The organism is Peribacillus sp. NPDC097895 (genome assembly GCF_050277555.1).
GTDB lineage: Bacteria > Bacillota > Bacilli > Bacillales > DSM-1321 > Peribacillus.
The window spans coordinates 1-26,536 of the sequence record NZ_JBNNSH010000006.1 but is presented as its reverse complement, the minus strand read 5'-3'; the positions used below and the strand labels follow the sequence as shown (position 1 = coordinate 26,536).

Sequence of the window (26,536 nt, the reverse complement as noted above, 5' to 3'; positions counted from 1 at the left end):
CTTACAGCTTAGGAAATTGTTTATGAAAATCTGTTGCTTGCTCAAATGCGTGAGCCGCGCGGTAAATCGTGCTTTCATCAAAATGCTTTCCAATCATTTGCAGTCCAAGCGGGAGCCCATTAGCTGCAAATCCACATGGAACGGATATACCTGGTACACCAGCAAGATTGACTGGAATCGTTAAAATATCATTCGCATACATCGTTAATGGATCATCCACTTTTTCACCAATTTTAAATGCAGGTGTAGGTGTAGTCGGCCCAACGATGACATCATATTTTTCAAAGACATCTTCAAAGTCTTTTTTAATTAATGTACGTACTTTTTGTGCCTTTTTATAATAAGCATCATAATAACCTGAACTTAAGGAGAAAGTTCCAAGCATGATACGGCGTTTCACTTCGTCACCGAATCCTTCTGCACGAGTTTGCTTATACATCTCTATAAGTGTTTCTGCATTATCCGTACGGTGTCCGTAGCGCACTCCGTCAAAACGGGAAAGGTTAGCTGAAGCTTCCGAAGAAGAAAGCAGATAATAAGCAGCTAGGGCATATTTGGAATGCGGCAAGGATACCTCTTCCCACTCGGCTCCAAGTCCTTCTAATACTTTTAACGCTTCAAGAACGGAATTACGAGCTTCTTCGCCAACGCCTTCACCGAGATATTCTTTAGGGACTGCAATTTTCATTCCTCTTACATCGCCTGTTAATGAATTCACAAAATTCGGTACGTCAACGTTAGCAGAAGTGGAATCCATTGGATCTAAACCAGATATCGCTCCAAGCAAGTAGGCATTATCTTCTACTGTTCTAGTAACCGGACCGATTTGGTCTAATGAAGACGCAAACGCTACAAGTCCAAAACGGGAAACCCGTCCATAAGTAGGCTTTAAGCCGACAACTCCACAATATGCCGCTGGTTGGCGGATCGATCCACCCGTATCGGAGCCTAAAGAGAATAAGACTTCACCGGAAGCGACAGATGCAGCAGAACCACCTGAAGAACCACCTGGTACATAATCCAGATTCCAAGGATTGCGTGTTGCCTGATATGCGGAATTCTCATTTGAAGAACCCATCGCAAATTCATCCATATTCAATTTTCCGATCGTCACCGTTTCTGCCTGCTGTAACTTTTGAACGACGGTTGCATCATAAATTGGATCAAAGTTCTCCAAGATTTTGCTCCCACAAGTCGTCCGTAAATTTTTTGTGACAATATTATCTTTCACTCCGATTGGCATACCAAATAAAGAGCCCTCGTTCTCGCCTTTTACTAGTTGGTCATCCAATTGTTTTGCTTGATTGCGGGCGTTTTCTTCATCAAGTGTCAAAAATGCCTTCACTTTGTCTTCTACTTGTCCAATTCGCTCATATGATTCGTTAACAAGATCAGTGACACTGATCTCTTTCTTATGTAAGCGTTCATGAAGCTCAGAAACCTTTTGTTCGAACAACGACATCATTGTCCCTCCTTATTCAATTATAGATGGTACACGGATATATCCATCTTTGCTATCCGGTGCATTTTTAACTACTTCTTCCACTGGTAATCCTGGCTTTGCGACATCTTCGCGCATTACATTTTTCATATCCAAAACGTGAGAAGTCGGATTTACTTGATCTGTATCAAGCTCATTCAACTGCTCCGCAAATGAAATCATTTGGTCAAGCTGATGTTGAAACTGTTGTGCTTCCTCTTCCGTAATTGCCAAACGAGCCAAATGGGCAACGTGTTTAACTTGTTCCATAGAAATACGTGACATTCTCTTCACCTCCGAAAAAATATCCAAATCGACTGAATTTCGCCGCTTTTATCCATAAAATCATCGTTTAAATCATATCAAACTATTACACAGTAAAGCAACAAGAGATACATTGTCGAAATTCAAATATTTCATAAGGAAAAAGAGATATTTTCCGGGAAATATGAGAAAGTTGCCGGAATTTCCGGGGAAATGACAAGATGGCCCTAGAATTCGACAAAAGATCGTCTGTAATATCAGGAAGCGTTTCCTAATATGGAAGGTTTTACTCTCTTTAGTATGCTTGCAAAAGCAGGTTAAGGATTATTTTCTTATTCATTCCGTTCAAGGGTGACTCCAGTACATTTTTAATTTATGTCGTGCTGGAAGGAGTATCTATATCGATTCGTGTAAGAATCGATTAAACATGTACCATGTAGCGGATGGTACATACAAAAAAAGACGAAGCTGTTAAGCTTCATCTTTTTCATTTTTCATTCATATATATGCACGGTTGGTTCGTCCTGATTTGCTTCACGGACAATGAGCGCTTCAGGCCCATTTACAGAGGTAATGGATACTTGTACGGAAATATAGTTAGGGAAACGTTCCATTACAAGCCCAGCTACATATTGGGTAAACCCAAGCGCTTCCGAGTTCCCATAGAATTGAATGGGAATATCGATGTTCAGACTTTGTAATTGTTTATCCATATAAAACGCCCTGCCGATGACTCCGTTAAAATTAGGGAAATACTCTTCGACATCTTCTTTAAAGTTGGTGAAAGTATTGACATCATCCCTATATTTTTTTTCAGCACTAGCAGAAGGAAATAAGAAATACTCTTCGTCCAAATCTGTCCATTTTCCAATACTATCAGAGTTTTGTCCGATATTCGTATAGGAAATGAAATTCCCAGGCACTACAGAGGATTTTTCATTTTGCTCGAATAAGGCAATCGTAATCGGAACATTTTTAAGCTTTTCTGTATTACGCAGCCTTTTTAAAACTTCAGCAGCAATTTTCTCCCCTTCTTGCTTTATCTTTTGGCTATCGATTTTCTGTTCATATGTGGCACCAAATGCCTCTTTTTGATAGTAATGCACTGAATTCATCGCAAGACCTATTACCACTCCACCAAGACTCACTGAATTATCTTTTGTTTTTACTAAATAATTATGTTCTAAAATATGAGCAAGATAGATTGGATTTTCTTCATTCCGCTTATCGATGTCACCTTTACCAGGATCAACCGGATTCAAGCCAACGTTCTCCGAGGCTTTCATGTCCTTTTCCTTCAACTGACTTTTGGTATATTTTCTGTTCAGCCAGGAAGATATCGTGGAGCTATTAAGCATTTGCCCTTCTTGGAATAGGTAATCGTCGGGATCAAATTGGGTTTGTGCCAACCTCATAAGACCATTTTCGAATTCTTCAATATCATATCGGGTATTTAAATTCGATACGACTAACCCGCGTGCTTTTGATGGCTCAAACGGAAGGATTGTTTGATAATATTCATCCGAAATTTTATACTTCGGAATAATTGCCGTTTCTTTTTTGCTTTTGGAGTCTTGAACTACTTCTTGCTTATCCTCAAAGCTAGGTGCACATCCAGCAAGAAGCAGTATAAGAATCATCCCCAAAATAGAGTGTTTCCTCATAGCTACACCTCTTATTTTTTTAGTTCCTCAACCAGTCTCTCTTCATCCCATACCAATACGCCTAGGCTTTCCGCTTTTTCCAATTTGGAACCGGCATCTTCGCCAGCCACGACCAAATCGGTTTTCTTGCTGACACTTCCAGCTACGTTAGCTCCTAGCGCCTCTAATTTTTCTTTTGCTTCATTACGTGTTAGCTGATGCAATTTACCTGTTAAAACGATCGTTTTACCGGCAAAATAGGAGTCAATTTCTTCAATGGGAATAGCTCTTGGCCCTTTATAAGTGAGATTCACACCGTATGCTTCCAACTCGTTCAATAGCGCATGGACCTCTTCCAATTCAAAATACGCTACGATGGAATCGGCCATCTTATCACCTATTTCATTAATGGATGTCAGTTCTTCACGGCTCGCCTTACTTAAGGCTTCCATCGTCCCAAACTCTTGCGCTAGCGTTTTCGCCGCTTTCGAACCAACATGGCGAATACCTAGCCCAAATAGTAATTTTTCCAAAGAATTGGTTTTCGAAGCTTCAATAGCTTGAAGGAGTTTATTGACCGATTTATCCCCCATCCGCTCCAATGCAATCAGTTGATCGTATGTAAGCTTATAAATATCAGCCACGTCTTGTATGAGTTTTTCTTTGAACAACAAGCTAATCACTTTTTCACCAAGACTGTCTATATTCATTGCCGTCCGGGATACAAAGTGAATCAAGCCCTCCCGTATTTGCGCAGGACATTTCGGGTTTATGCAGCGTAAAGCAACCTCCCCGTCCAGCCGAACAAGCTCACTGCTGCATTCCGGGCACTCAGTCGGCATCTGGAATTCGACTTCTTCACCTGTACGGCGATCTGCTAACACATTGACCACCTCTGGAATGATATCACCTGCTTTTTTCACGACAACTTGATCTCCGATCCTGATGTCCTTTTCCCGGATTAAGTCTTCGTTATGCAAGGAAGCGCGCTGCACAGTCGTACCCGCTACCCGGACGGGATCCAAGACAGCCGTTGGGGTCAATACACCTGTACGGCCAACATTCAGCTCGATATCCCTTAGGGTTGTAATGACTTCTTCTGCCGGGAATTTATAAGCAATGGCCCAACGCGGACTTTTTGCAGTAAAACCTAATTCATCCTGCTGTTCTAGGGAATCCACTTTTACGACAATTCCATCAATATCATAGGCTAAGTTTGGACGTTGTTCCGTCCATTCTACTATATAGGCTAGTACTTCCTCTATATTCGTGCATGTTTTTCTTTCCTTATTCGTCTTAAACCCCAGTCGGTCCAATAAATCAAGACCCTCACTATGGGATTGGACCCCTGTTTCGCCCAAATCAGCAATCGCATAAAGGAAAATGTCCAAGTTCCGTTTCGCAGCAAGCTTTGGGTCAAGTTGCCTTAACGAACCAGCAGCAGCATTCCGCGGGTTTGCAAAAGGTTCTTCACCACGTTCTTCCTTAGCCTTATTTAAAGATTCGAATGATTTTTTTGGCATAAATGCCTCACCGCGCACTTCTATGGCAACCGGCTCCCGCACCTTCAATGGAATCGACTTGATTGTTTTCAGGTTAGCTGTAATATCCTCCCCGATCGTTCCATCTCCACGGGTTGCCCCTCTTACGAAATATCCATTCTCATATTGAAGCGTGACGGCGAGACCATCTATTTTCAATTCACATACATAGGAAAAATCGTCACCTACGGATTGCCGGACCTTTCTGTCGAAATCCCGTAAGTCACTTTCATTGAAAGCATTGCCTAAGCTAAGCATCGGTGAGGTATGCTCCACTTTTTCAAACATATCCAAAATGGCGCCACCGACACGTTGTGTTGGTGAGTCCGCCGTTTTCAGTTCAGGAAATTTCTCCTCATACTCAATAAGATCACGGAGTAGCCGATCATATTCAGCATCAGGTACTGATGGCTGGTCCATCACATAATATTCATAGCTGTATTGGTTCAATAATGTTTGCAGTTCTAGTATTTTCTTCTCTGCAGCTTGTACGTCCATACGTTCAATCCTTTCTAAAGAAGACTCCACCGCACTTCTATGGAAGAGCGGTGTCTAAAGTCAGATATCCCTATTATTTACCAGTAGACGCATAAAAATAGCTTATGCTTTTTCAACTGGTGCAAATTTCGCCAGTAGGCGTTTGATGCCGATTGGACTAGGAAATGCAATATCCAGTTCCTTTCCTTCGCCTTCCCCTTTTACGCTCACCACGGTTCCTATACCCCATTTTTTATGGGATGCACGATCACCGACAGCCCAGCCGATTTCTTCACCGCCTGTTGCAGATGGTGCAGAAACAGCTTTTCCAAAGGCATGCACTTTTCTTGCGGAAGATGTTGCAGGAGCTCCGCTTCTCGACGAAGAACTGAAAGGTGTTTGCCTAGCTCTAGGAGCAGGTTTCGGTTTAAGATCTTCAAGAAGTTCCGCTGGTATTTCTCCGATGAAACGTGAAACTGGATTCATGCTCGTCCGTCCATACAATGTCCTCATTTGGGCATTACTTATGAATAGCTCATTTTCAGCCCTTGTAATCCCCACATATGCCAGACGGCGTTCTTCTTCCATCTCCTCTTCATCCATAAGCGAGCGGCTATGAGGGAAAACACCTTCTTCAAGACCCAGTAAAAAGACTACCGGATATTCTAGTCCCTTCGCAGAGTGAAGTGTCATCAGCGTTACAGTGTTTGTAGCTTCTTCGGAATTCTCATCTAGTTGATCTATATCTGCAACCAATGCCAGATCAGTTAAAAAGCCCACCAATGATTTGTCCTCGCTGTTATCTTCGAATGCTTTCGTAACAGATAAAAACTCATCTATATTTTCAAGCCGGCTTTGTGATTCAATCGTTTTTTCTGCCTGCAGCATCTCACGGTAACCGGTTTTCTTAATGACTTCTTCCACCAACTCAGTTACGGATAAGTACTCCTGCTGATTTGTATAATTAGTGATTAACGTATGGAATTCCCTAGCTGCTTTGGTAGCCTTCCCGCTGATCCCTACCATTTCCACTGATTCAAGTGCTTTATAAATGGAAACATCATACTGATCTGCATAATCTGCCACTTTGTCCATTGAGGTTGCACCAATGCCGCGTTTTGGTACATTGATTACACGGCGAAGACTGATGTCATCATCAGGATTTGCAATAAGGCGAAGATAAGCTAGTAGATCCTTGATCTCTTTACGGTCATAGAACTTTGTGCCGCCGACGATTGCATAGTTTATATTGGATTTAAGCAGAACTTCCTCCATGACACGGGATTGTGCATTTGTTCTGTAAAGGATTGCTATATCGGCATATTTTCTACTGCTGTCCATAACTAACTCATTGATCTTTCCGGCAACAAATTGCGCTTCCCCTTGTTCATTGTCTGCACGATAATAGAATATCTTATTACCATCTGCATTCTCGGTCCAAAGGTTCTTCGGTTTCCGGTTTTGATTGTTATCGATGACCTTATTCGCCGCTTCAAGAATCTTTTTCGTCGAGCGGTAATTCTGTTCGAGGAATATCATGTTAGCATTCGGGTAATCTTTTTCAAAAGAAAGGATATTTGCAATATCCGCACCTCGCCAACGATAGATCGATTGATCTGAATCCCCAACAACACAAAGATTACGAAAACGTGAAGCTAGTAGTTTCACAAGCATATATTGAGCCCTGTTCGTATCTTGGTACTCATCCACATGAATGTATTGAAACTTGCGCTGATAATATTCAAGCACTTCCGGTACTAGTTGGAACAATTGAATCGTCATCATGATCAAATCATCGAAATCAAGCGCTGAATTCTTCCGAAGCCGTTTTTGGTATTCCGTATATACATCGGCAGTTACTTTAGTGAAAAAATCTGATGCCGTCTTCAGGTACTCTTCCGGACCGACCAATTCATTTTTTGCTGAACTGATGCTGCCCAAAATGGCACGGTAATCATATTTCTTCGTATCCATATTACGCTCTTTCATGATTTGCTTAATGACCGATTGCTGATCCGTCGTATCCAATATCGAGAAGTTCCTATTAAATCCGATCCGATCAATATCTCTCCGTAGAATGCGGACACACATCGAGTGGAACGTCGAAATCCAGATATCTTCGGACGCACCGCCAAGTATGGCACGAATCCTCTCCTTCATCTCACGTGCGGCTTTATTGGTAAACGTGATGGCAAGGATGTTCCAAGGTGCTATTTCCTTTTCGACCATCAAGTAAGCTATACGGTGAGTCAGCACACGCGTCTTTCCACTTCCCGCTCCAGCCATGATTAAAAGTGGGCCATCAGTCGATTTTACTGCTTTTTGCTGCTGTTCATTCAAACCTATTAGTAATTTTTCCGCTAAATATTGCATTATCACACCACCTATACGAACATTCGTTTCCTTTTAGTATACTACATTTATTCCATGATTTCATTTAACTGCCGCAACTGTTGCAAGTGCCACTTTCAAATCTTCATATATCACATTACCAACAACGATAACATCTGCAAACTCCGACATTTCTTTGGCTTGTTCAACCGACTTTATCCCACCGCCATAAAATAGCACGGTATTCTCCAAACTTTCTTTGGCCGCTTCCACCATCTGGACATCGCCATAATCACCGCTGTATTCCAGATAAAAAATAGGCAGGTTGAACATCTTTTCTGCCATCAGCGCGTAAGCTCCCACATCATCCATATCCAAATCCGTATTTGCTTTTGTCAATTCGGCCGCCTTACAATCAGGATTCAGGATACAGTAGCCTTCAACGAAAATTTCATCCCAATTCAAAAGATATCCATATTCTTTGACTGCTTGCTGATGCAGCTTCATCATCCAATCCGGATTGGTGCTATTCAGGACACTCGGAATAAAATATAAATCAAAACCTGGCGTCACCGTTTCAACTGATGAAATTTCCATCACACATGGCACGGTGTAACGTCTGACCCGTGCCATTAAATGAAGCACATTTTCAAGCGTGATTCCATCCGTTCCCCCGATCATGATTGCATCAGTACCGGATTCGCAGACTTTTTCCAGAGCCTCATCACTTATATCTTTATTTGGATCGAGTTTGAAAACATGTTTCCACTCGCGAAAATCGTACATTATAATCCTCCATTCACACTTCCCATTACACCATTATAGCATTAAGATTTTTCATTAAAAAAGAGAAGTATCGATAAAATGTTTACCAATTGGAAACCACTGAATCTAAAATCCAATATAACATGGATACGACTGAAAGACAGCTGACAAAGAAAGCGCAAAAAAAATCAAAATAAAAAGCCGGGAAATGAATTCCTCGGCTTTTTCTCATTCACCATATACAAAATCCTGTGCATTAAGATTCAGTTGTTTCCTCAACGTTTTCTTTAATACGGTTAAGAGCCATTGAATAAGCGTCATTTCCGTAATTCAAACAGCGCTTGACCCTGGAAATCGTAGCAGTACTTGCACCCGTTTCCGTTTCGATTTTATGATAGGTTTTACCGTCTTCAAGCATCCGAGCTACTTCAAGTCGCTGAGCTAATGAGGAAATTTCATTAACTGTGCATAAATCATCAAAAAATCGATAACATTCGTCTAAATCACGCAAGGAAAGAATCGACTTAAACAGCTGATCCGTCTCTTTTCCTCTTAACTTATCAATTTGCATGTTACTCCCCCTCAATTTCATGGGTATCAAAATGAGACGTCCCCTACTAAACCAGGTTGATTCGGAATAATATTGACCCAGGTTTTTCCTGGAATCAACCCTACCTCTTTATCGTTTTTCACTGGAATAATCCGACCATCCTTATTAACCCATTCTACTTCATTCGCTTTTCCTTTTTGAAGTAAATAACCTTTTCCACCATTCTTCAAATCGATTTTACGACGCCCTTTATCGTCAATCACTTGATGAGTGGCCTCAATGATCAATATATTATCCAGTAAAATAGGCTTATTCGATTTATGTTCGACTGTTTGCTCACCATTCGAATAACGTTTATATTTCTCTTCCGTGGCCTCGTATTCATACTCTACATCATACTCTTCCGATCCGTAGGATATCTTGGTTTTCAGTGCCGGTTCCCCTTGAAGACCACCCTCCTCTTCCTCAGTAAGGAAAGTAAATGGCTCAGGTGCACCGTTCATGTCATATCCCTTTTCCTTCGCACCCTTTTCGATGTCATCAAAAGAAATGTAAGAATTATGCGGTGCTTTTCGATCCGCCGAGCGTTGAAACAAAGTTCCATCATAATATAATCCGTTCAAGTTATCAATATACCCTTTGTCCAGCATGTTTTTTGCCTCTGGGCTATTCCCATGACACACATAGATGCAATCCAGGCCTTTAGCCAGTTCGATATAATAGTCCCTTGCACTCCGAATCGGACCGATCTGGCTTGGCATTTCACTTTGGAAGATAGCTAAAAATCTGGTTATGTCACCTTCTGCGAGCATTTCGTAAACTAAGTCGGCTTGAGATAGGCCCGATTGCGGGCGTGCCTTTGGATGATTATTAATCATCACTGCAACAGCCCTTTGCTCACTGCTTTCATCGGTGGCTATACCTGTAAGTGGGAACTTATTGGAAGGCTCATTTTTAACATCTGTATTTTTGATGACAGCTTGGTCTTTCGGCTTACTGTCATCCGTTGCAGGTTCTTCTTTCGTCGAACAGCCTGCCAGCAGTAAAATAGAAATCATCATGAAAAGAATTCTCTTAAAATTCATCCTTCCACTCCTCTGATTTATTAGCCATTTCTTCTCTTATATTTTAACGCATTATAGTAGGAAAGAGTATAGTTTTATTCATGACATCATATACTCCTCGCTGAGTTAGCCTTATATAAGGCAAATGGGTCGTTGAAAAGAACGAGATGGTGTACACAGGGTCGTCGAAGCGATAGCCCCTTTCACACAGCAAATTTTTCAACTCTTTCTCTTCTTCGATCAGTTCAGGTACTTCCTTGGTGGACATGACTCCTTTTAATTTTAGAGGAAGTTCATGGATCACCTTACCGTGTTCGGTTAAAATGATGCCACCGCCAATTTCCTTCAACCGGTTAAATGCCAAATGCATATCCTTTTTCCGTTTACCGATCAGTATGATGTCTCCGGTATTGGTATAAGAGCCAGCAAAGCCACAAAGTTTATTTGCAAATCCCTTTAATATCGTATTGATGCGCCATTTCCCTTCCCGATCAATTAGCATGAAAAAGCACTCATCATCCTCAAAGTTCAACTCTTCATGACCAACATCATTGGCAAGGGAGTACGGCTTCGTAATTACGTTATTGACCAATTCAATTCCAAACGGCATGGAGAATTCAAAATCTTCCTTTAAACTAAGATCCCAATCAATATCAAGTGGTTTAAAATCAAAATCATTCCATTCGATTTCCTGTGAATCGGAAATGATTTCACCATCCCTTTTCACCCATTTCCCTTTTGCCATTACCGAAACCGGTGCAGGTTCCTTAACATCGGTCAGGAAGTTGATGTTCGCCACCCTTCCAGTAGCAATATTGCCATGAAGGTATTCAATATTATAATATCGTGCGATGTTGATAGTTGCCATATTGTAAGCATCTATGACCGGAACACCATGCTCTATTGCAATCTTTATTAAACAGTCTATGAATCCATCTTCATAAAAAGAAGGCGGCGATCCATCTGTCGTATAAAAGAATTTGTCGTAATGATCAATGCCGAGTTCATGGATTTCAGAAATCATCTTAGGAAGATCCGGCCGGATCGAAGAATGCCGTAGTGACACATAATAGCCCTGCAGCAATCGGGACATGACTTCATCACCTGTCATTGCCTCATGATCACAGTCGGCGCCGAACAGGGTCATTTTTGCCAAAGTCTTCTCTGAAGCACCTGGAAAGTGTCCCTCTATTTTTTTCCTCATCCGCTTGGCTTCCTGAATCCAATGCAGCATCATGTCATCCCCATCGAGAAGCTTAGGCCAGCCGGTCAGTTCCCCGCCCTGTAAAACGGCATCATGCTCCAGCCAGGATTTAACGGCCCCATGGGAAAAGACCACATCTTCATCGATCAATTCAGTTTGCCCGTCAAAACGGCTCCACCAGTACATTGTAACAGGAATGTTACGTAATTCTTTCAAAAGAGAAAACGCTTTCTTTTTATCTAACTGCAAAAGAAACGGCAAGTTATCATTAATCAATGTCGTTGTGCCAAAATGAGATGCATAACGTGAAAAAGAAAGGGGATTATATAATTGAGAAGGATGTGAATGCGGCTCAATATAACCCGGGACCAAGTACTGGTTTGTGCAGTCAACAATTTCACAGCTGTCTATGTTATCAGGAAGGTTTTCGCCAACATAGATGATGCGATCATCATATATCCATATATTCGCTTTCACCCATTTTCGCAAAGCCTGATTTAAATAAGTCGTATTTTTAAGCAGAATGTGTGGTGCCCTATTGCCATCCAGCACATCTATATGTTCTCTTAGATGTTTATTTTTCCATCTATAGCGCTGTTCAAGCATAAAACATTCCCCCATAATTTTTTAGAAACAAAGTTTTAAAAAACCCATTTTCAATCCAATTTTATTTCATAGTAACATACTTGCCTCAATAGAACAGTAATGTTACCCAGAATATTGTTAAATTTTTGTGAAGGGATGTACTTTAAATGAAGTTTAAACAAAATATCAGTATAATAAATGCCTTAATGCGAATTACATGTGGCTTTACCTTTTTAACATGGGCCACGGCCAAGATGGTTAAAAAACCATGGAAAAACCAATCTTATCTAGTCGTCGTCATGATTTCTGCCATGAAAATAGGCGAGGGCATTCTCCGCTATTGTCCAATCGTGGATGCTATGGAGAATGGGCAAAACTTAATGAAGAAAGAGCACAACCAGGAATATGACTCCAATCCTTCTGATTCCTATTAAGTTTTTTTCTAAAGAAGAAGCTGACTCCGATTGGAGCCAGCTTCTTTTATATTATCAGGAAAATTTTATTGTATCGCACGGTAGCCAATATCCATTCGCCAGAATAAGCCGTCTTTCTCAACATGCCCCAACTCTTTATATACTTTAGCTTGGGCAGAGGCCAAATCTTTCCCTTTTGCAGCAACCAAAAGAACACGTCCGCCGTTCGAGATAAAATCCCCCTCACTATTGAGAGCTGTTCCAGCATGATAAATATGGGCATCCGATTCAATCTTTTCCAAACCTTTAATGATTGAATTCTTTTTATAATCCCCAGGATATCCTTCAGCTGCCACGACCACTCCAAGAACTGCTTCATCATGCCATTCAAGCTGTAAATCCTCCCCAGAAAAGACCGCTTCAAGTGTATCAACGAAATCCGTTTTTAGGCGCGGTAAAACAACCTGCGTTTCCGGGTCTCCAAAACGAGCATTGAACTCAATGACTTTTGTGCCTTTTTCAGTAGCGATTAAACCGGCATATAATATACCTGTAAAACTCCTGTTTTCAGAAATCATTGCATTCACCGTGGGCTGAAGAATGGTTTCAACTGCAGTCTGAACCATTTCATCGGAAATTTGCGGCACCGGTGAATAAGCACCCATTCCACCTGTGTTCGGGCCTTTATCTCCATCAAAAACCCGCTTGTGATCTTGGGCAATGACCATCGGATACACTTTTTCCCCGTTCACGAATGCCATCAATGAAAATTCCTCTCCATCAAGAAATTCCTCAATGACGACTTTGGCAGAAGCTTCCCCGAACTTTGCTCCGACGAGCATATCATGGATGGCGTCCAGCGCCTCTTCCATCGTCATCGCAACAACGACACCTTTTCCTGCAGCCAAGCCATCCGCTTTTATGACGATAGGGGCACCCATTTTTTCAATATATGCCTTTGCTGAATCATAATCAGAAAACGTTTCATATTCCGCAGTCGGTATGCTGTAGTTTTTCATTAAATCTTTAGCAAAGGATTTACTTCCCTCGATGACTGCGGCACGGCCATTTGGTCCGAATACCTGTAAGCCTGCCTCCGTAAAGTCATCAGCAAGTCCGTTCAATAATGGCGTTTCAGGCCCAATCACCGTCAATGAAATGGCATTTTTCTTAGCAAAGGCAACCAATTCCTCATGATTGTTTTCTTCAATTGGAACAAGGGTCGCTACATCAGCCATGCCTGGATTTCCTGGTGCTGCGAAAACCTTCCCAACCCGTTTACTTTCAAATAGTTTGCGGGCTATAGCATGCTCCCTGCCGCCCCGGCCAATTACTAAAACATTCATTATCGCACCTCATTTTTGATTAATGTTTAAAGTGACGAATTCCTGTAAATACCATCGCAATCCCATATTCATCAGCTTTCTTGATTGAATCTTGATCTTTAACAGAGCCTCCAGGTTGAATGATTGCCGTGACGCCCGCTTTCGCTGCGGCTTCAACTGTATCATCCATTGGGAAGAAAGCATCCGATGCCAATGCACTGCCTGCTGCTCTTTCCCCAGCTTGTTCAAGAGCAATTTTTGCCGCTCCCACACGGTTCATTTGACCTGCGCCAACACCTAATGTCATTTGGCTGTTACTTACCACTATTGCATTCGACTTTACATGCTTCACGATTTTCCAGCCAAGTTCCAAAGCTTTCCACTCTTCAGGGGTAGGCTCACGTTTCGTTGCCACCTTTACTTCTGCATCCTTTAAACTATGTGCATCGCGATCTTGAATAAGTAATCCGCCTTCAATGGAAGTTAATTTACGCTCAGGTTTTTTAACCGCATCGAAATCGATCGTTAATAAACGAAGGTTTTTCTTGCTTGTTAATACTTCCACTGCCTCATCCGTAAATCCAGGTGCAATGATGATTTCAAGGAAAATTTCATGTAGTTTTTCCGCAGTCGCTTTATCAACTTCACGATTCAAAGCAATGATTCCACCGAAAATAGAAGTGGCATCTGCTTCATAAGCTTTTTCATATGCTTCTAAAATGGTCGCTCCGACACCTACGCCGCAAGGATTCATATGCTTGACTGCAACAGCGGCAGGCTCATTGAATTCCTTAACAATTTGAAGCGCTGCATCAGCATCATTAATATTGTTGTATGAAAGCTCTTTTCCATGTAATTGCTTCGCTTCAGCAATTGAAAAAACGGAACCAAGCGGTTTTTTATAGAATGCTGCTTTTTGATGTGGATTTTCCCCATAACGAAGCGACTGTTTCAATTCATAGGTAACAGTCAATGATTCAGGATTTTCTTCATCGGCAAGCTCTGTCATATACTCCGAAATAACAGCGTCATATGCTGCTGTATGGCGGAAGACTTTTGCAGCCAGACGGCGATTCGTGGTTTTTGATACGCCACCGTTTTCTTTCAGCTCAGCCAATACGGTAGGGTAATCATTGGAATCAACGATAACGGTCACATATTCGTGGTTTTTAGCAGAAGAACGAAGCATTGTCGGTCCACCGATATCGATGTTTTCAATGGCATCTTCCACAGTGACTTCCGGTTTGGAAATAGTCGCTTGGAATGGATATAGGTTTACACAGACAAGTTGAATCGGTTCAATATTATGCTCTGCAAGCTGTGCTGCGTGGTTCTTGTCATCATGTTTTGCCAACACTGCCCCATGGACATTCGGGTGAAGCGTTTTAACGCGACCATCCAAGATTTCCGGGAAACCTGTGACGTCACTGATTCCGATCACATCAACGCCATTATCCTGCAGCGTTTTTTTCGTACCGCCTGTTGAAATAATTTCAAAACCTGTCTCAATTAATCCTTGAGCAAATTCTACGATACCTGTTTTATCCGATACACTTATTAAAGCACGTTTCTTCATGTGTTGTGGGTCCCTCCATTAAGTAAGTTTCTTTTGGCATAGCTGCTGCAAAACTGACGGATACATGTCATGCTCCGTTTCCTGAATCCTTTTTTGAAGAATGTCTTTCGTATCCCCCTCAAGAATTGGCACTGTTTTTTGGGCAATGATCGGTCCTGTATCCATTCCATCATCAACATAATGAACCGTGACCCCTGTTTCCTTCACTCCGGCGTCAAAAGCCTGGCCAATTGCATCCTTGCCTGGAAAGCTAGGCAGAAGTGAAGGATGGATGTTTACAATCCTCTGTGAGTACTTTTCTAATAATGTGGGACCAATCAAACGCATATATCCAGCCAGAATGATAAAATCTACATCGTGTTGGCGAAGTTTCTCCAGGATTTCCGTTTCAAATCCAGCCTTGTTAGCGTAATTCTTCGCTGTAAAGGAGAAAAGATTGATATTCTCAAGCTTAGCTCTCTCAAGTACATAAGCATCTTCACGATCACAAACGACAAGACAGATTTCAGCCTCCAGCGTTCCACTTTTAATTGCATCAGCAATTGATTGGAAATTACTACCGTTACCTGACGCAAAGACAGCGAGTCGCTTCATTATTTAAACGACACTCCATTTCCATCCACAATCGTTCCAATAACCGATGCTTCTTCACCACAAGACTTTAGATGGGCTAGCACAGCTGATGCTTCTTCTTTTTTCACGATAGCCGTCATTCCGATTCCCATATTGAAAATATTGAACATTTCCTCTTTTACAAGGTTCCCTTTTTCTTCAAGGAATGAGAATATTGGCGGAATTCCCCAGCTTCCAAGCTCGATTTCCACACCGCGTCCTTCAGGTAGAATACGCGGGATATTTTCGATGAACCCGCCACCCGTAATGTGGGCAAGGCCCTTAATTTCATATTTTTCCAATGTAGATAAAATCGATTTCACATAGATTTTTGTCGGTTTTAATAATTCTTCGCCTAACTTGCAGTCCAATTCCGGTACGAACTCATGAAGGTCCATGCCTGAATCTTCAAGAAGAATTTTACGAACGAGAGAATATCCATTACTGTGGATGCCGCTTGAAGCAAGGCCAATCACGACATCACCCGCAGAGATTGCCTCACCAGTAATTAGACGTGATTTTTCAACTGCACCTACAGTGAAGCCTGCCACATCGTATTCTTCCGTGTCGTACATTCCTGGCATTTCCGCCGTTTCTCCACCGATTAATGCACAACCCGCCTGCTCACACCCATCTGCAATTCCTTTGACGATCATTTCGATTCGTTCTGGATCCGCTTTACCGCAAGCAATATAATCTAAAAAGTACAAAGGTGCAGCACCTTGAACGACAACATCGTTGACGCACATAGCTACACAATCCACTCCAATTGTATCGTGTTTATCCATCATGAACGCCAACAAAAGTTTCGTACCCACTCCATCCGTACCTGAAATGAGCACAGGTTCTTTAAGGTTCAAGGAAGATAAATCAAACATGCCCCCGAAACCGCCCAGACCATTCATTACTTCTGGACGAAATGTCCGCTTCACATGTTTTTTCATCCGATTTACCGCTTCATAACCAGCCTCAATATCAACACCAGCCTGTTTATATGCATTAGCCATTTGAAATCCCCCTCCGAAAATCGATCTTCAATTCCGACATGATTAACATTTTGTTTTTTCTCGTTCGTATTCAAAAATTTCAGTCGGATAATTTCCGGTGAAACAAGCTAGACATGACCCACGCGTTTCTCCAGGAAACGGACGGCCAATCGCTTCGACCATACCTTCGACACTTAAGAAAGTTAAAGAATCAGCACCAATGATTTCTCTTATTTCCTCCACCGATTTAGAGCTTGCGATCAATTCTTCTTTTTTTGACGTGTCTATGCCATAAAAACAAGGATTCTTGATCGGTGGTGAGCTGATTACAACATGCACTTCTTTAGCTCCTGCATCTTTTAACATGCGGACAATCCTTCTGCTCGTTGTCCCACGGACGATTGAATCATCAACCATTATGACCCGCTTACCTTCTACGACACCTCTTACAGGTGAAAGTTTCATCTTCACGCCTTGTTCACGCAGACTCTGTGATGGCTGAATGAATGTCCGTCCAACATAACGATTTTTAATTAGCCCCATTTCATAGGGAATGCCTGCCGCTTCAGCATAGCCTATCGCTGCTGAAATGCTGGAATCAGGTACGCCTGTAACGACATCAGCTTCAATTTTGGCTTCAAGCGCCATTTGCTTGCCAAGGTTCTTTCGTGCTGTATGAACATTGATCCCATCAATGTTGCTATCCGGACGGGAAAAATACACATATTCCATCGTGCACATCGCCTGTTGACTTGAAAGAGAAAAGTACTCGGATGTGATTCCCTCATCATTAATGACAACGAGTTCACCCGGCTCTATATCGCGAATGAATTCTGCACCTACAATATCAAGTGCACATGTTTCGGATGCAGCGAAATATGCATCGCCTATTTTCCCCAAGGAAAGTGGACGGAAACCATGCGGATCTCTCGCCATGATCATTTGGTTTTCTGTCATGATGACAAATGCGTAAGCTCCCTTAAGCATGCTTAAACTGTTTTTCACGGAATCTCTGACATCTGTGTAACCGGACCGTTTAATCAGATGTGCCAGAACTTCGGTATCAGAAGTCGTTTGAAAAATGCTTCCCTGTCCTTCAAGCTGTGCTTTTAACTGATGGGCATTGACGATATTCCCATTATGGGCAAGTGCAAGCCCTCCTGTATGTGAATTGAACAAGAAAGGCTGTACATTTTGATACCCGCCGCCGCCTGCCGTTGTATAACGGACATGGCCGATTGCAGCTCTTCCAGTACCGGAAAGAGCCTGCATTTTTTCAGCCGTGAATATCTCTGTTACAAGACCTTCACCCTTAGAGATGGACATCTGCTCACCGTCCGTCACGACGATGCCCGCTCCTTCTTGACCACGATGTTGTAAGCTATGCAAACCGTAATAAGCAAGCTGTGCTGCATCGGGATGTCCCCAGACTCCAACTACGCCACACTCTTCGTTTAGACTTCTTATTTCAGCAAGCATGGTATAGCTCCCTTCCAAGCTGTTTGTAACTCTTCGACTTCCGCTTCCAATACTTTGCCATCATTATCTGCCGTCACGACTAATTTATTATCCTCAGTTACCGATCCTATGCATACCGCATCTTCAACAAGTGCTTCAAATGCTGCTTGATTATCAGGATTGATGGATAGCAAGAATCGTGATTGCGTTTCACTGAATAGTTCGGATACCGCTTCGCCGGATATATTCACTTTTGCCCCAAGCTTGTTTGCCCCGAATAAAGACTCTGCTAAAGCGACTGCCAAACCGCCTTCCGAAAGATCATGGGCTGATGCTACAAGTCCAGTTTGGATCGCAGAAAGGATTTGCTGCTGACGTTTTTGTTCAACGGCCAAATCAAGTTCTGGTGCACGTCCAAAGATTTTTCCTTCAAGCATTTTTTGTAATTCACTTCCGCCAAATTCCACTTTTGCTTCACCGACAACATAAATCAAATCGGATTCATTTTTAAACGATTGCGTAGTGATATGTTGAAGATCACTGACAAGGCCGACCATCCCAACTACAGGTGTAGGGTAAATCGCTTCACCATTCGTTTCATTGTAAAGCGACACATTTCCTCCAATGACAGGAGTACTTAAGCTTCTGCAAGCTTCACTCATACCGTCTGCCGCTTTTTCCAATTGCCAAAATATTTCAGGTTTTTCTGGATTCCCGAAATTCAAGCAATCCGTAATCGCTAAAGGTTCCGCACCGGAGCAAATAATGTTACGAGCTGCTTCAGCGACAGCGATTTTACCTCCTGTTTCAGGATCCAAATATATATAACGGGAGTTACAATCCGTCGTCATTGCAAGGGCCTTATTCGTGCCTCTGACACGTACTACCGCTGCATCCGATCCAGGTGAGACGACTGTATTCGTGCGGACCATGTAATCATATTGGTCATAGACCCATTCTTTACTCGAAATTGTCGGTTGCTTTAATAATGATACTAGCGTTTCTTTATAATCCCCAATGACTGGCACTTCTGCCGTCATGCTTTGGAAGTCACGGAAATATTGCGGTTCTGCAGATGGCTTATGATAAATCGGAGCTTCTTCAGCCAAAGCATCAACCGGAACCTCAGCAACGATTTCACCTTGATGAGAAAGTGTTAGATTTTTATCATCCGTTACTTCTCCAACAGATACGGCCTCTAAATCGTATTTCGTAAACAAGTCAACGATTTCTTGTTCACGTCCTTTAGTGACTACGATCAGCATCCGCTCTTGTGATTCAGAAAGCATCATTTCATAAGCTGTCATTCCCGTTTCACGCTGCGGTACCAAATCAAGGTTCATTTTAATGCCTGAGCCCGCTTTACTCGCCATTTCGGCAGATGAGCTGGTAAGACCCGCTGCTCCCATATCCTGAATGCCAACAAGAGCATCATTTTGAATCAATTCAAGGCATGCTTCCAAAAGCAGTTTCTCCATGAATGGATCGCCCACTTGTACGGCAGGCCGCTTTTCTTCTGAAGACTCTGATAGCTCTTCAGATGCAAATGTTGCACCATGAATACCATCACGACCAGTTTTTGCACCCACATACATCACTGTGTTGCCCACTCCATGCGCTTGTCCTTTTTTAATGTCTTTATGATCGATCAAACCGACACACATGGCATTGACTAGAGGATTTCCTTCATACGATGGATCAAATTGAATTTCACCGCCGACAGTTGGAATTCCGATACAATTCCCGTATCCTGCAATCCCGGCTACCACTTCTTTAAATAAATATTTAACACGATCATTGTCTAACTCACCGAAGCGAAGCGAGTTCAACATCGCAATCGGACGGGCACCCATGGAGAAAACATCACGGATAATTCCGCCGACACCAGTAGCGGCACCTTGATAAGGTTCGATTGCCGATGGGTGGTTATGACTTTCAATTTTAAAAACGACAGCCTGATCGTCTCCGATATCAACGATTCCTGCCCCTTCACCAGGACCTTGAAGCACTTTCTCCCCTGTAATCGGGAATTTCCTTAAGATGGGTTTTGAATTTTTGTAGGAACAATGCTCTGACCACATAACCGAAAACAATCCTGTTTCCGTATAATTCGGCAGTCTGCCTAAGATTTTCTCCACCATTGCAAATTCTTCATCGGATAGTCCCATAGTTGCGTATAAACGATCCGATTTAATTTTTTCCGGACTTGGTTCAAGCTGTAATAACATGTGATTCCCTCCAGTTTTTTACGATGGATTGAAAAATCTTTAAGCCGTCTTTACTGCCAAGCAGTGAATCAACAGCACGTTCGGGATGAGGCATCATTCCGAGGACATTTCCTTGTTCATTTGTAATTCCCGCTATTTGTTCCAAGCTTCCGTTTGGATTTTCACCATCATATGTGAACAAGATGCGGTTATTTCGTTTCAATTCAGCCAATGTTTCATTATCACAATAGTAATTTCCTTCACCATGGGCAACCGGGATCGTAATCGTTTCATCTAATTCATAACCTGTCGTAAACATCGTTTGATTATTTTTAACCTTCAATCCTACATTACGGCAAATGAATTTCAGGCCATCATTACGGCGCATCGCTCCAGGTAAAAGTCCTGCTTCAAGTAAAATCTGAAAACCATTGCATACTCCAAGAACAGGCTTTCCTGCCTGTGCCGCTTTTACGACTTCGGCCATTACATTCGAAAAACGGGCAATTGCTCCAGAGCGTAAATAATCTCCATAAGAGAAGCCTCCAGGAAGGAGAATCCCATCATACTGATCTAGATTGTCTGTGGAATGCCAAACATACTCCACTTCTTCCCCTAGTGCATCCTTAATCGCATGGTACATATCGACATCACAATTGGAACCAGGGAAAACTATGACAGCAAATTTCATTGGGTGATAACCTCCTCAACATCATAACGGTAAGATTCAATTACCGTATTGGCCAATAGTTTTTCACACATTTCTTTCACAAGTTGATCTAAATCACGGTCTGTATCTTCAATTGTAAGTTCAATGTATTTCCCCACTCGAACATCACTTACTTCGTTATAAGTCAAACTATGAAGTGATTGTTGAACTGCTGCTCCCTGTGGATCTAGTACACTTTCGCGTAGTGTGATATATACCTTAACCTTATACATGTTGAGTACCCTCCAACTTTGCTAGAATTTTTTCGTAAGCATCTGTTAAACTGCCTAAATTACGACGGAATACATCTTTGTCTAACTTTTCATTCGTTTTTACATCCCATAATCGGCATGTATCAGGTGAAATCTCATCAGCCAGTAAAATTTCCCCATTCGAGGTTTTACCGAACTCTAATTTAAAATCAATCAATTTAATGTCCAACTCTTTAAAGAAGGAAGTTAAGACGTTGGATATTTCTTGTGCCTTTTCTTTTAAAATGGCTACATCTTCCTTGCTTGCAAGTTCCAATTCTTCAATATGGTCTTCCGTTAACAGAGGATCGCCGAGCTCGTCATCTTTATAGTAAAACTCAATCAGCGTTTTCTTGAGCGGCTGGCCTTCTTCAATGCCAGTCCTTTTAGAGAAACTGCCGGCAGCCGTATTTCTAACGACGACTTCAAGCGGAATGATAGATACCTTCTTGACTAGCTGCTCCCGGTCGGAAAGCTGTTCAATAAAATGGGATGGAATATTTTCTTGGGCAAGCTTTGAAAATAGTAAGCTAGTAATTTGATTATTCAACTTACCTTTTCCGGCAATCTCTGACTTCTTCTCACCATTAAACGCCGTTGCCGAATCCTTGTATTCCACCCATACTATTTCACTGTTGTCCGTTGCAAAAATCTGTTTCGCTTTTCCTTCATACAACAATTCTCGTTTTTCCATCTGTCCAGACCCCCGCATTGTGAATATTATGAATCTTCCTATCATTCATAAGGCTTGGCAAACATAACACCGTCTAATGGTACTATGTTTGCCGCCTTCATTTTATAAACCTAAACGATCAAAGATTACATCAACATTTTTCAAGTGATGTGTAGGATCGAAACAATCATCAAGCTCTTCTTTCGTAAGCAAGCTTGTAATTTTATCATCCTTTTCGATCAGGCTTCTGAATGGAACCTGTTGCTCCCATGCTTCCATCGCTTTCGGCTGAACCGTATCATAAGCTTCTTCACGGACAAGTCCTTTATCGATAAGGGATAGCAGCACACGTTGTGAGAAAATCAATCCCAGCGTACGGTCCATATTGCGTTTCATATTTTCTGGATAAACAGTCAAGTTCTTCACTATGTTGCTGAAACGGTTCAGCATGTAGTTTAAAGCGATTGTTGCATCCGGCAAGATGATGCGCTCAGCAGAAGAATGTGAAATGTCACGTTCATGCCATAATGGCACATTCTCATATGCTGTCATCATGTAACCGCGGATTACTCGAGCCATTCCCGTCATATTTTCAGAACCAATTGGATTCCGTTTATGAGGCATTGCCGAAGATCCCTTTTGTCCTTTTGCAAAGAATTCTTCCACTTCGCGTGTTTCGCTTTTTTGTAAGCCGCGAATTTCCACCGCGAACTTTTCGATTGATGTCGCAATTAAAGCCAATGTGCTCATATAATGTGCGTGGCGATCGCGCTGTAATGTTTGTGTTGAAATTGGCGCTGCTTCAAGGCCAAGCTTTTCACAAACGAATTTTTCAACGAATGGGTCGATGTTTGCGTAAGTTCCGACAGCTCCAGAGATCTTCCCAACCTCTATGTTCTTTCTAGCTTCTTCAAAACGTTCGACATTGCGTTTCATTTCTTGATACCAAAGTGCCAGTTTCAACCCAAAAGTGGTCGGTTCCGCATGAACACCATGTGTACGTCCCATTTGAACCGTGTATTTATGTTCTTTCGCTTTATTTTTCAAGATCTCAACGAAATTATTTAAATCCTTGGCAAGGATATCATTCGCTTGCTTAATCACATATGAAAGAGCTGTATCGACCACATCAGTAGAGGTCAATCCGTAATGTACCCATTTCCGTTCTTCACCTAACGTTTCAGAAACCGCACGTGTAAACGCAACGACATCGTGGCGAGTATCTTTTTCGATTTCATTGATACGCTCCACATCGAACGTAGCATTTTCACGAAGTAGCTTCACATCTTCTTTTGGAATGACACCTAGTTCAGACCATGCTTCACAAGCTAAGATTTCAACTTCCAACCACGCATTAAAGCGGTTCTTTTCTGTCCAAATGTTTCCCATCTCTGGGCGGGTATAACGTTCAATCATTTTACTTCCTCCGTTTCAACCTGTTGATTCCATATTTTGCTTCGATCACTTTCCAAAAGAGCTTCCTCAATCGTTGGACGTAAAATATTCACATGACCCATTTTCCGCTTAATCTTGGCTTCTTTCTTACCGTAAAGGTGAACCTTCCAATCTGAAAGCGTCGGAATTTCATCCATTAATGGCCCGATATGCTCACCAAGGATATTAATCATTACCACAGGCTTCAATAACGCCGTATTTCCAAGCGGCCAATTGCAGACAGCCCTTATATGCTGTTCGAACTGTGAAGTCTCACATGCTTCCATTGTATAATGGCCTGAGTTATGAGGCCTTGGCGCCAATTCATTAATGATGATTTCATCCTGAGCGGTTAAAAACATCTCGACTGCCAATGTCCCCACCAAATCAAGTTTCTCTGCAAGCTGCAAAGCCTCATTAATAGCCTTCCGCTCAGCTTGCTGGCTAATACGGGCGGGAACAATACTTTTATGAAGAATGTTTTCAATATGAATGTTTTCCGCTATCGGAAAATGACTTACCTCGCCATTTGCATTACGCGTCACGATAATGGAGATTTCTTTTAAGAAAGGAATCCAGGCTTCCAGCACACATACACCTGTTTTGAGCAGGGTCTCAGCCTTTTTGATATCAGCTTCTTCCTTAATGACCAACTGCCCTTTTCCATCATAACCGCCCCGGGTCGTTTTTAACACACTAGGGTACCCTAATTTTTCTATATGAAGGTGAATTTCTGAAATATCCTGTATTTCCTGATATGGAGCAACCGAAGCTCCTGCATCAGATATGGCTTTTTTTTCAGTAAGTCGATCCTGTGTAAGCTTTAATAATTTTGAACCCTGTGGAAGAAATGCATGTTGTTTTAACCAATCCAAAGCTTCTGAACTGATATTTTCAAACTCATAAGTTATGACGTCACTGACTTCTGCTAACTTTTTCAACGCATCTATATCATCATAAGCTCCAGTGATTTCAATATCGGCCACTTGCGCACATGGACCATCTGCCGTCGGCTCAAGGACCGCTATCCTAAATCCCGATGCCTTCGCCGATAAGGCCATCATCCTGCCCAATTGCCCACCGCCGATAATTCCAATGGTTTGTCCCGGTAAAATGATTGTATTATTTAAGTTGTTCACTGCTGCTTAACACCTTTTCTCTGGTTTCGTCTCGTAAAGCTTCCAATCTATCAGCAATCTCGGAATCGAAAGCTGCTAATATTTGAGCCGCGAACAAACCGGCATTGACTGCTCCCGATTTCCCGATTGCAACCGTCGCAACCGGTACGCCACCAGGCATTTGAACAATCGATAATAACGAATCCATCCCATTTAATGCTTTCGATTGTATCGGCACGCCAATCACTGGGACAATCGTTTTGGCCGCTGTCATACCTGGAAGATGGGCCGCCCCGCCTGCCCCGGCAATAATCACTTTGATGTCTCTCTCTTTTGCACTCTCTGCATATTCAAATAGTAAATCCGGCGTCCTGTGGGCGGAAACGACTCTCTTTTCATAGGGAATCTCAAGCTGTTCCAATGATTCACAAGCGTATTTCATCGTTTCCCAATCCGAGACACTTCCCATAATAACCCCAACTTGCGGTTTCATATCATCATTCCCCCAACACTCATATTATGGCGTCCCGAGTATGCAGCTGGACGCTTATCATTAGCTATTACGTTTTAAATTAAAAAACCGGGCAGGTTGCTTCTCATCGAGAAAGCAACCTGCCCGGAAAATAAAGCCCTTTTGAAGAAAAAATTCAAAAAGACTTGTCTAGTTTCCGAATTAGTCAGATGCTTTTCTCATAGTCCGATGATTTACGGTCATCAGGTAGAAACTTTTGGGCCATATCCCCATGATTATATGAGATGTATTAATGTAACTTCATCTTACCTTCCGGTTATTTTAATGTCAAGTTAAAATCGAATATTTTTACATGATATTAATAAATCGTTCGTGTTTTACTCAATTAACTTTGCTTCGAATACAATTTTTCGATCAACTGGCACATAATGGACTTTACCATTCTCAATTCTCTCGGCAAAGATGGGTTCTTCCGTCCGCCTTACAGGAAAGTAACCCGCTGCTTTTATTCGATCTAAACAAGCATCGATGGACTCTCCCTCGATAACTTCAAACTTTTCCTTACTTTTTTTACTCACAATACCGATCCTTTCCATAATTTCTATATTGTTTGCATTCTCCCTTAGCACCCAATGGATATAATCATTAATAAATTCTTCCTAGTATAATGAAAAGAACAAGTAAAGGCAAGGTCAATGTCAATTGATGTTTCCATTCGAATTCCCTTGCATGCCTAATACATATACTTCACAGAATAAAATGTGATTAACGCTTAATTCATCCCCTTCTGCCGCAAAAAAGGGCCCAATCGTCATCCATTGTACATCTATTCAAGATCCCGACCTTCTACCCTTCCTATGCATTTAATCCGCTTCAATCTACACTACTGCTCTGTGCTCGATGATTGCGGTACATAAATCCATTTTCAGCTCGTCTTTCTTCGGCCATTCGGTTTCCCTCAATCGCTTATATAACCCATATATGGAAATCATTGTCCAAATATAACTTTCCAAGCCTGTTGGATGGCTTCCTGAGGTTCCGAGACATCCATATTTTTGTTCATCAACATGTGTGAATCCATACAAAAAACTCATGTAGGTCGAATTATATCGTATGTAGGGCGATTTATTTCACTTTAGATCGAATTTTATTGCCTGTAGATCAATTTATTCCACTTTAGGTCAAATAGATGCTTATTCACCTTTATTTTACGGTATGTTATTAGTTTTCAGTCACTACTAATCCCCATATCAAACCATAAAGACGCAAAAAAAGACCCGCCGGATGGCTGATCTTTAAAATGGCTTGGCGGCGTCCTACTCTCACAGGGGGAAACCCCCAACTACCATCGGCGCTGAAGAGCTTAACTGCCGTGTTCGGAATGGGAACGGGTGTGAC

The 26,536-nt window shown here is 42.0% G+C and carries 23 protein-coding genes, 1 rRNA gene and 1 riboswitch; of the genes, 1 reads left to right on the top strand and 23 read right to left on the bottom strand.

Features of this window, described 5'->3' with window-relative positions; all coding sequences use genetic code 11:
* Nucleotide 1: 1 nt before the first annotated feature.
* From gatA to ACQKMH_RS22585, 9 genes are all read right to left on the bottom strand, one after another.
* Nucleotides 2-1,462: an Asp-tRNA(Asn)/Glu-tRNA(Gln) amidotransferase subunit GatA gene (gatA, locus tag ACQKMH_RS22625; protein ID WP_230160826.1), complete on the bottom strand. Its 1,461-nt coding sequence runs from the start codon at nucleotides 1,460-1,462 to the stop codon at nucleotides 2-4.
* 12 nt (nucleotides 1,463-1,474) lie between these two features.
* Nucleotides 1,475-1,765 (bottom strand): Asp-tRNA(Asn)/Glu-tRNA(Gln) amidotransferase subunit GatC, encoded by a 291-nt coding sequence (gene gatC, locus ACQKMH_RS22620; RefSeq protein ID WP_137018236.1) that lies wholly within the window; start codon nucleotides 1,763-1,765, stop codon nucleotides 1,475-1,477.
* 473 nt (nucleotides 1,766-2,238) lie between these two features.
* On the bottom strand, nucleotides 2,239-3,408 hold the full coding sequence (locus ACQKMH_RS22615) for a CamS family sex pheromone protein (RefSeq protein ID WP_427589626.1): 1,170 nt from the start codon (nucleotides 3,406-3,408) through the stop codon (nucleotides 2,239-2,241).
* Between the two features lie 11 nt (nucleotides 3,409-3,419).
* Nucleotides 3,420-5,426, bottom strand: coding sequence for an NAD-dependent DNA ligase LigA (gene ligA, locus ACQKMH_RS22610; RefSeq protein WP_427589625.1), 2,007 nt, complete (start codon nucleotides 5,424-5,426; stop codon nucleotides 3,420-3,422).
* 102 nt (nucleotides 5,427-5,528) lie between these two features.
* The gene (pcrA, locus tag ACQKMH_RS22605; protein ID WP_427589624.1) at nucleotides 5,529-7,778 is read right to left on the bottom strand and encodes a DNA helicase PcrA; all 2,250 of its coding nucleotides are present in this window, start codon (nucleotides 7,776-7,778) and stop codon (nucleotides 5,529-5,531) included.
* A 60-nt stretch (nucleotides 7,779-7,838) separates the two neighbouring features.
* Entirely contained in the window at nucleotides 7,839-8,522 is a 684-nt protein-coding gene (locus tag ACQKMH_RS22600; RefSeq protein WP_427589623.1) for a heptaprenylglyceryl phosphate synthase, read from the bottom strand.
* 235 nt (nucleotides 8,523-8,757) lie between these two features.
* Nucleotides 8,758-9,072 carry a YerC/YecD family TrpR-related protein gene (locus ACQKMH_RS22595; RefSeq protein ID WP_427589622.1) on the bottom strand — a complete coding sequence of 105 codons (315 nt, stop codon included), beginning with the start codon at nucleotides 9,070-9,072 and terminating at the stop codon, nucleotides 8,758-8,760.
* Nucleotides 9,073-9,098: 26 nt separating this feature from the next.
* Nucleotides 9,099-10,136 (bottom strand): DUF3048 domain-containing protein, encoded by a 1,038-nt coding sequence (locus ACQKMH_RS22590; protein ID WP_427589621.1) that lies wholly within the window; start codon nucleotides 10,134-10,136, stop codon nucleotides 9,099-9,101.
* Between the two features lie 43 nt (nucleotides 10,137-10,179).
* Nucleotides 10,180-11,925, bottom strand: coding sequence for an adenine deaminase C-terminal domain-containing protein (locus tag ACQKMH_RS22585; RefSeq protein WP_427589620.1), 1,746 nt, complete (start codon nucleotides 11,923-11,925; stop codon nucleotides 10,180-10,182).
* 146 nt (nucleotides 11,926-12,071) lie between these two features.
* Between ACQKMH_RS22585 and ACQKMH_RS22580 the strand changes: the two genes are divergently transcribed.
* Nucleotides 12,072-12,338 (top strand): YgaP-like transmembrane domain, encoded by a 267-nt coding sequence (locus tag ACQKMH_RS22580; protein ID WP_427589619.1) that lies wholly within the window; start codon nucleotides 12,072-12,074, stop codon nucleotides 12,336-12,338.
* Between the two features lie 65 nt (nucleotides 12,339-12,403).
* Here the strand turns inward: ACQKMH_RS22580 and purD are convergent, their stop codons facing one another.
* The 14 genes from purD to rrf form a co-directional block, all read right to left on the bottom strand.
* Nucleotides 12,404-13,663: a phosphoribosylamine--glycine ligase gene (gene purD, locus ACQKMH_RS22575; RefSeq protein ID WP_427589618.1), complete on the bottom strand. Its 1,260-nt coding sequence runs from the start codon at nucleotides 13,661-13,663 to the stop codon at nucleotides 12,404-12,406.
* Between the two features lie 19 nt (nucleotides 13,664-13,682).
* Nucleotides 13,683-15,218 carry a bifunctional phosphoribosylaminoimidazolecarboxamide formyltransferase/IMP cyclohydrolase gene (purH, locus tag ACQKMH_RS22570; RefSeq protein WP_427589617.1) on the bottom strand — a complete coding sequence of 512 codons (1,536 nt, stop codon included), beginning with the start codon at nucleotides 15,216-15,218 and terminating at the stop codon, nucleotides 13,683-13,685.
* A gap of 18 nt (nucleotides 15,219-15,236) precedes the next feature.
* Complete coding sequence (purN, locus tag ACQKMH_RS22565; protein ID WP_427589616.1) at nucleotides 15,237-15,812, bottom strand: phosphoribosylglycinamide formyltransferase; 576 nt, start codon at nucleotides 15,810-15,812, stop codon at nucleotides 15,237-15,239.
* Nucleotides 15,812-16,837: a phosphoribosylformylglycinamidine cyclo-ligase gene (purM, locus tag ACQKMH_RS22560; protein WP_427589615.1), complete on the bottom strand. Its 1,026-nt coding sequence runs from the start codon at nucleotides 16,835-16,837 to the stop codon at nucleotides 15,812-15,814. The genes purN and purM overlap by 1 nt, the downstream gene beginning before the upstream one ends.
* Before the next feature lie 42 nt (nucleotides 16,838-16,879).
* Nucleotides 16,880-18,295 (bottom strand): amidophosphoribosyltransferase, encoded by a 1,416-nt coding sequence (purF, locus tag ACQKMH_RS22555; protein ID WP_427589614.1) that lies wholly within the window; start codon nucleotides 18,293-18,295, stop codon nucleotides 16,880-16,882.
* Nucleotides 18,280-20,502 (bottom strand): phosphoribosylformylglycinamidine synthase subunit PurL, encoded by a 2,223-nt coding sequence (gene purL, locus ACQKMH_RS22550; RefSeq protein ID WP_427589613.1) that lies wholly within the window; start codon nucleotides 20,500-20,502, stop codon nucleotides 18,280-18,282. Before purL ends, purF begins: the two co-directional genes overlap by 16 nt.
* Nucleotides 20,486-21,172: a phosphoribosylformylglycinamidine synthase subunit PurQ gene (purQ, locus tag ACQKMH_RS22545; RefSeq protein WP_427589612.1), complete on the bottom strand. Its 687-nt coding sequence runs from the start codon at nucleotides 21,170-21,172 to the stop codon at nucleotides 20,486-20,488. Before purQ ends, purL begins: the two co-directional genes overlap by 17 nt.
* Nucleotides 21,169-21,423 (bottom strand): phosphoribosylformylglycinamidine synthase subunit PurS, encoded by a 255-nt coding sequence (gene purS / locus ACQKMH_RS22540; protein ID WP_098177030.1) that lies wholly within the window; start codon nucleotides 21,421-21,423, stop codon nucleotides 21,169-21,171. Before purS ends, purQ begins: the two co-directional genes overlap by 4 nt.
* Nucleotides 21,416-22,135: a phosphoribosylaminoimidazolesuccinocarboxamide synthase gene (purC, locus tag ACQKMH_RS22535; protein WP_427589611.1), complete on the bottom strand. Its 720-nt coding sequence runs from the start codon at nucleotides 22,133-22,135 to the stop codon at nucleotides 21,416-21,418. The genes purS and purC overlap by 8 nt, the downstream gene beginning before the upstream one ends.
* Nucleotides 22,136-22,237: 102 nt before the next feature.
* Nucleotides 22,238-23,530: an adenylosuccinate lyase gene (gene purB / locus ACQKMH_RS22530; protein WP_427589610.1), complete on the bottom strand. Its 1,293-nt coding sequence runs from the start codon at nucleotides 23,528-23,530 to the stop codon at nucleotides 22,238-22,240.
* Nucleotides 23,527-24,687 carry a 5-(carboxyamino)imidazole ribonucleotide synthase gene (gene purK, locus ACQKMH_RS22525; protein WP_427589609.1) on the bottom strand — a complete coding sequence of 387 codons (1,161 nt, stop codon included), beginning with the start codon at nucleotides 24,685-24,687 and terminating at the stop codon, nucleotides 23,527-23,529. Before purK ends, purB begins: the two co-directional genes overlap by 4 nt.
* The gene (gene purE, locus ACQKMH_RS22520; protein ID WP_427589608.1) at nucleotides 24,671-25,159 is read right to left on the bottom strand and encodes a 5-(carboxyamino)imidazole ribonucleotide mutase; all 489 of its coding nucleotides are present in this window, start codon (nucleotides 25,157-25,159) and stop codon (nucleotides 24,671-24,673) included. The genes purK and purE overlap by 17 nt, the downstream gene beginning before the upstream one ends.
* Nucleotides 25,160-25,339: 180 nt before the next feature.
* Nucleotides 25,340-25,441: riboswitch (purine riboswitch) on the bottom strand.
* Between the two features lie 74 nt (nucleotides 25,442-25,515).
* The gene (locus ACQKMH_RS22515; RefSeq protein ID WP_427589607.1) at nucleotides 25,516-25,716 is read right to left on the bottom strand and encodes an NETI motif-containing protein; all 201 of its coding nucleotides are present in this window, start codon (nucleotides 25,714-25,716) and stop codon (nucleotides 25,516-25,518) included.
* 725 nt (nucleotides 25,717-26,441) lie between these two features.
* Nucleotides 26,442-26,536 (bottom strand): 5S ribosomal RNA (gene rrf, locus ACQKMH_RS22510); the annotation flags it as partial.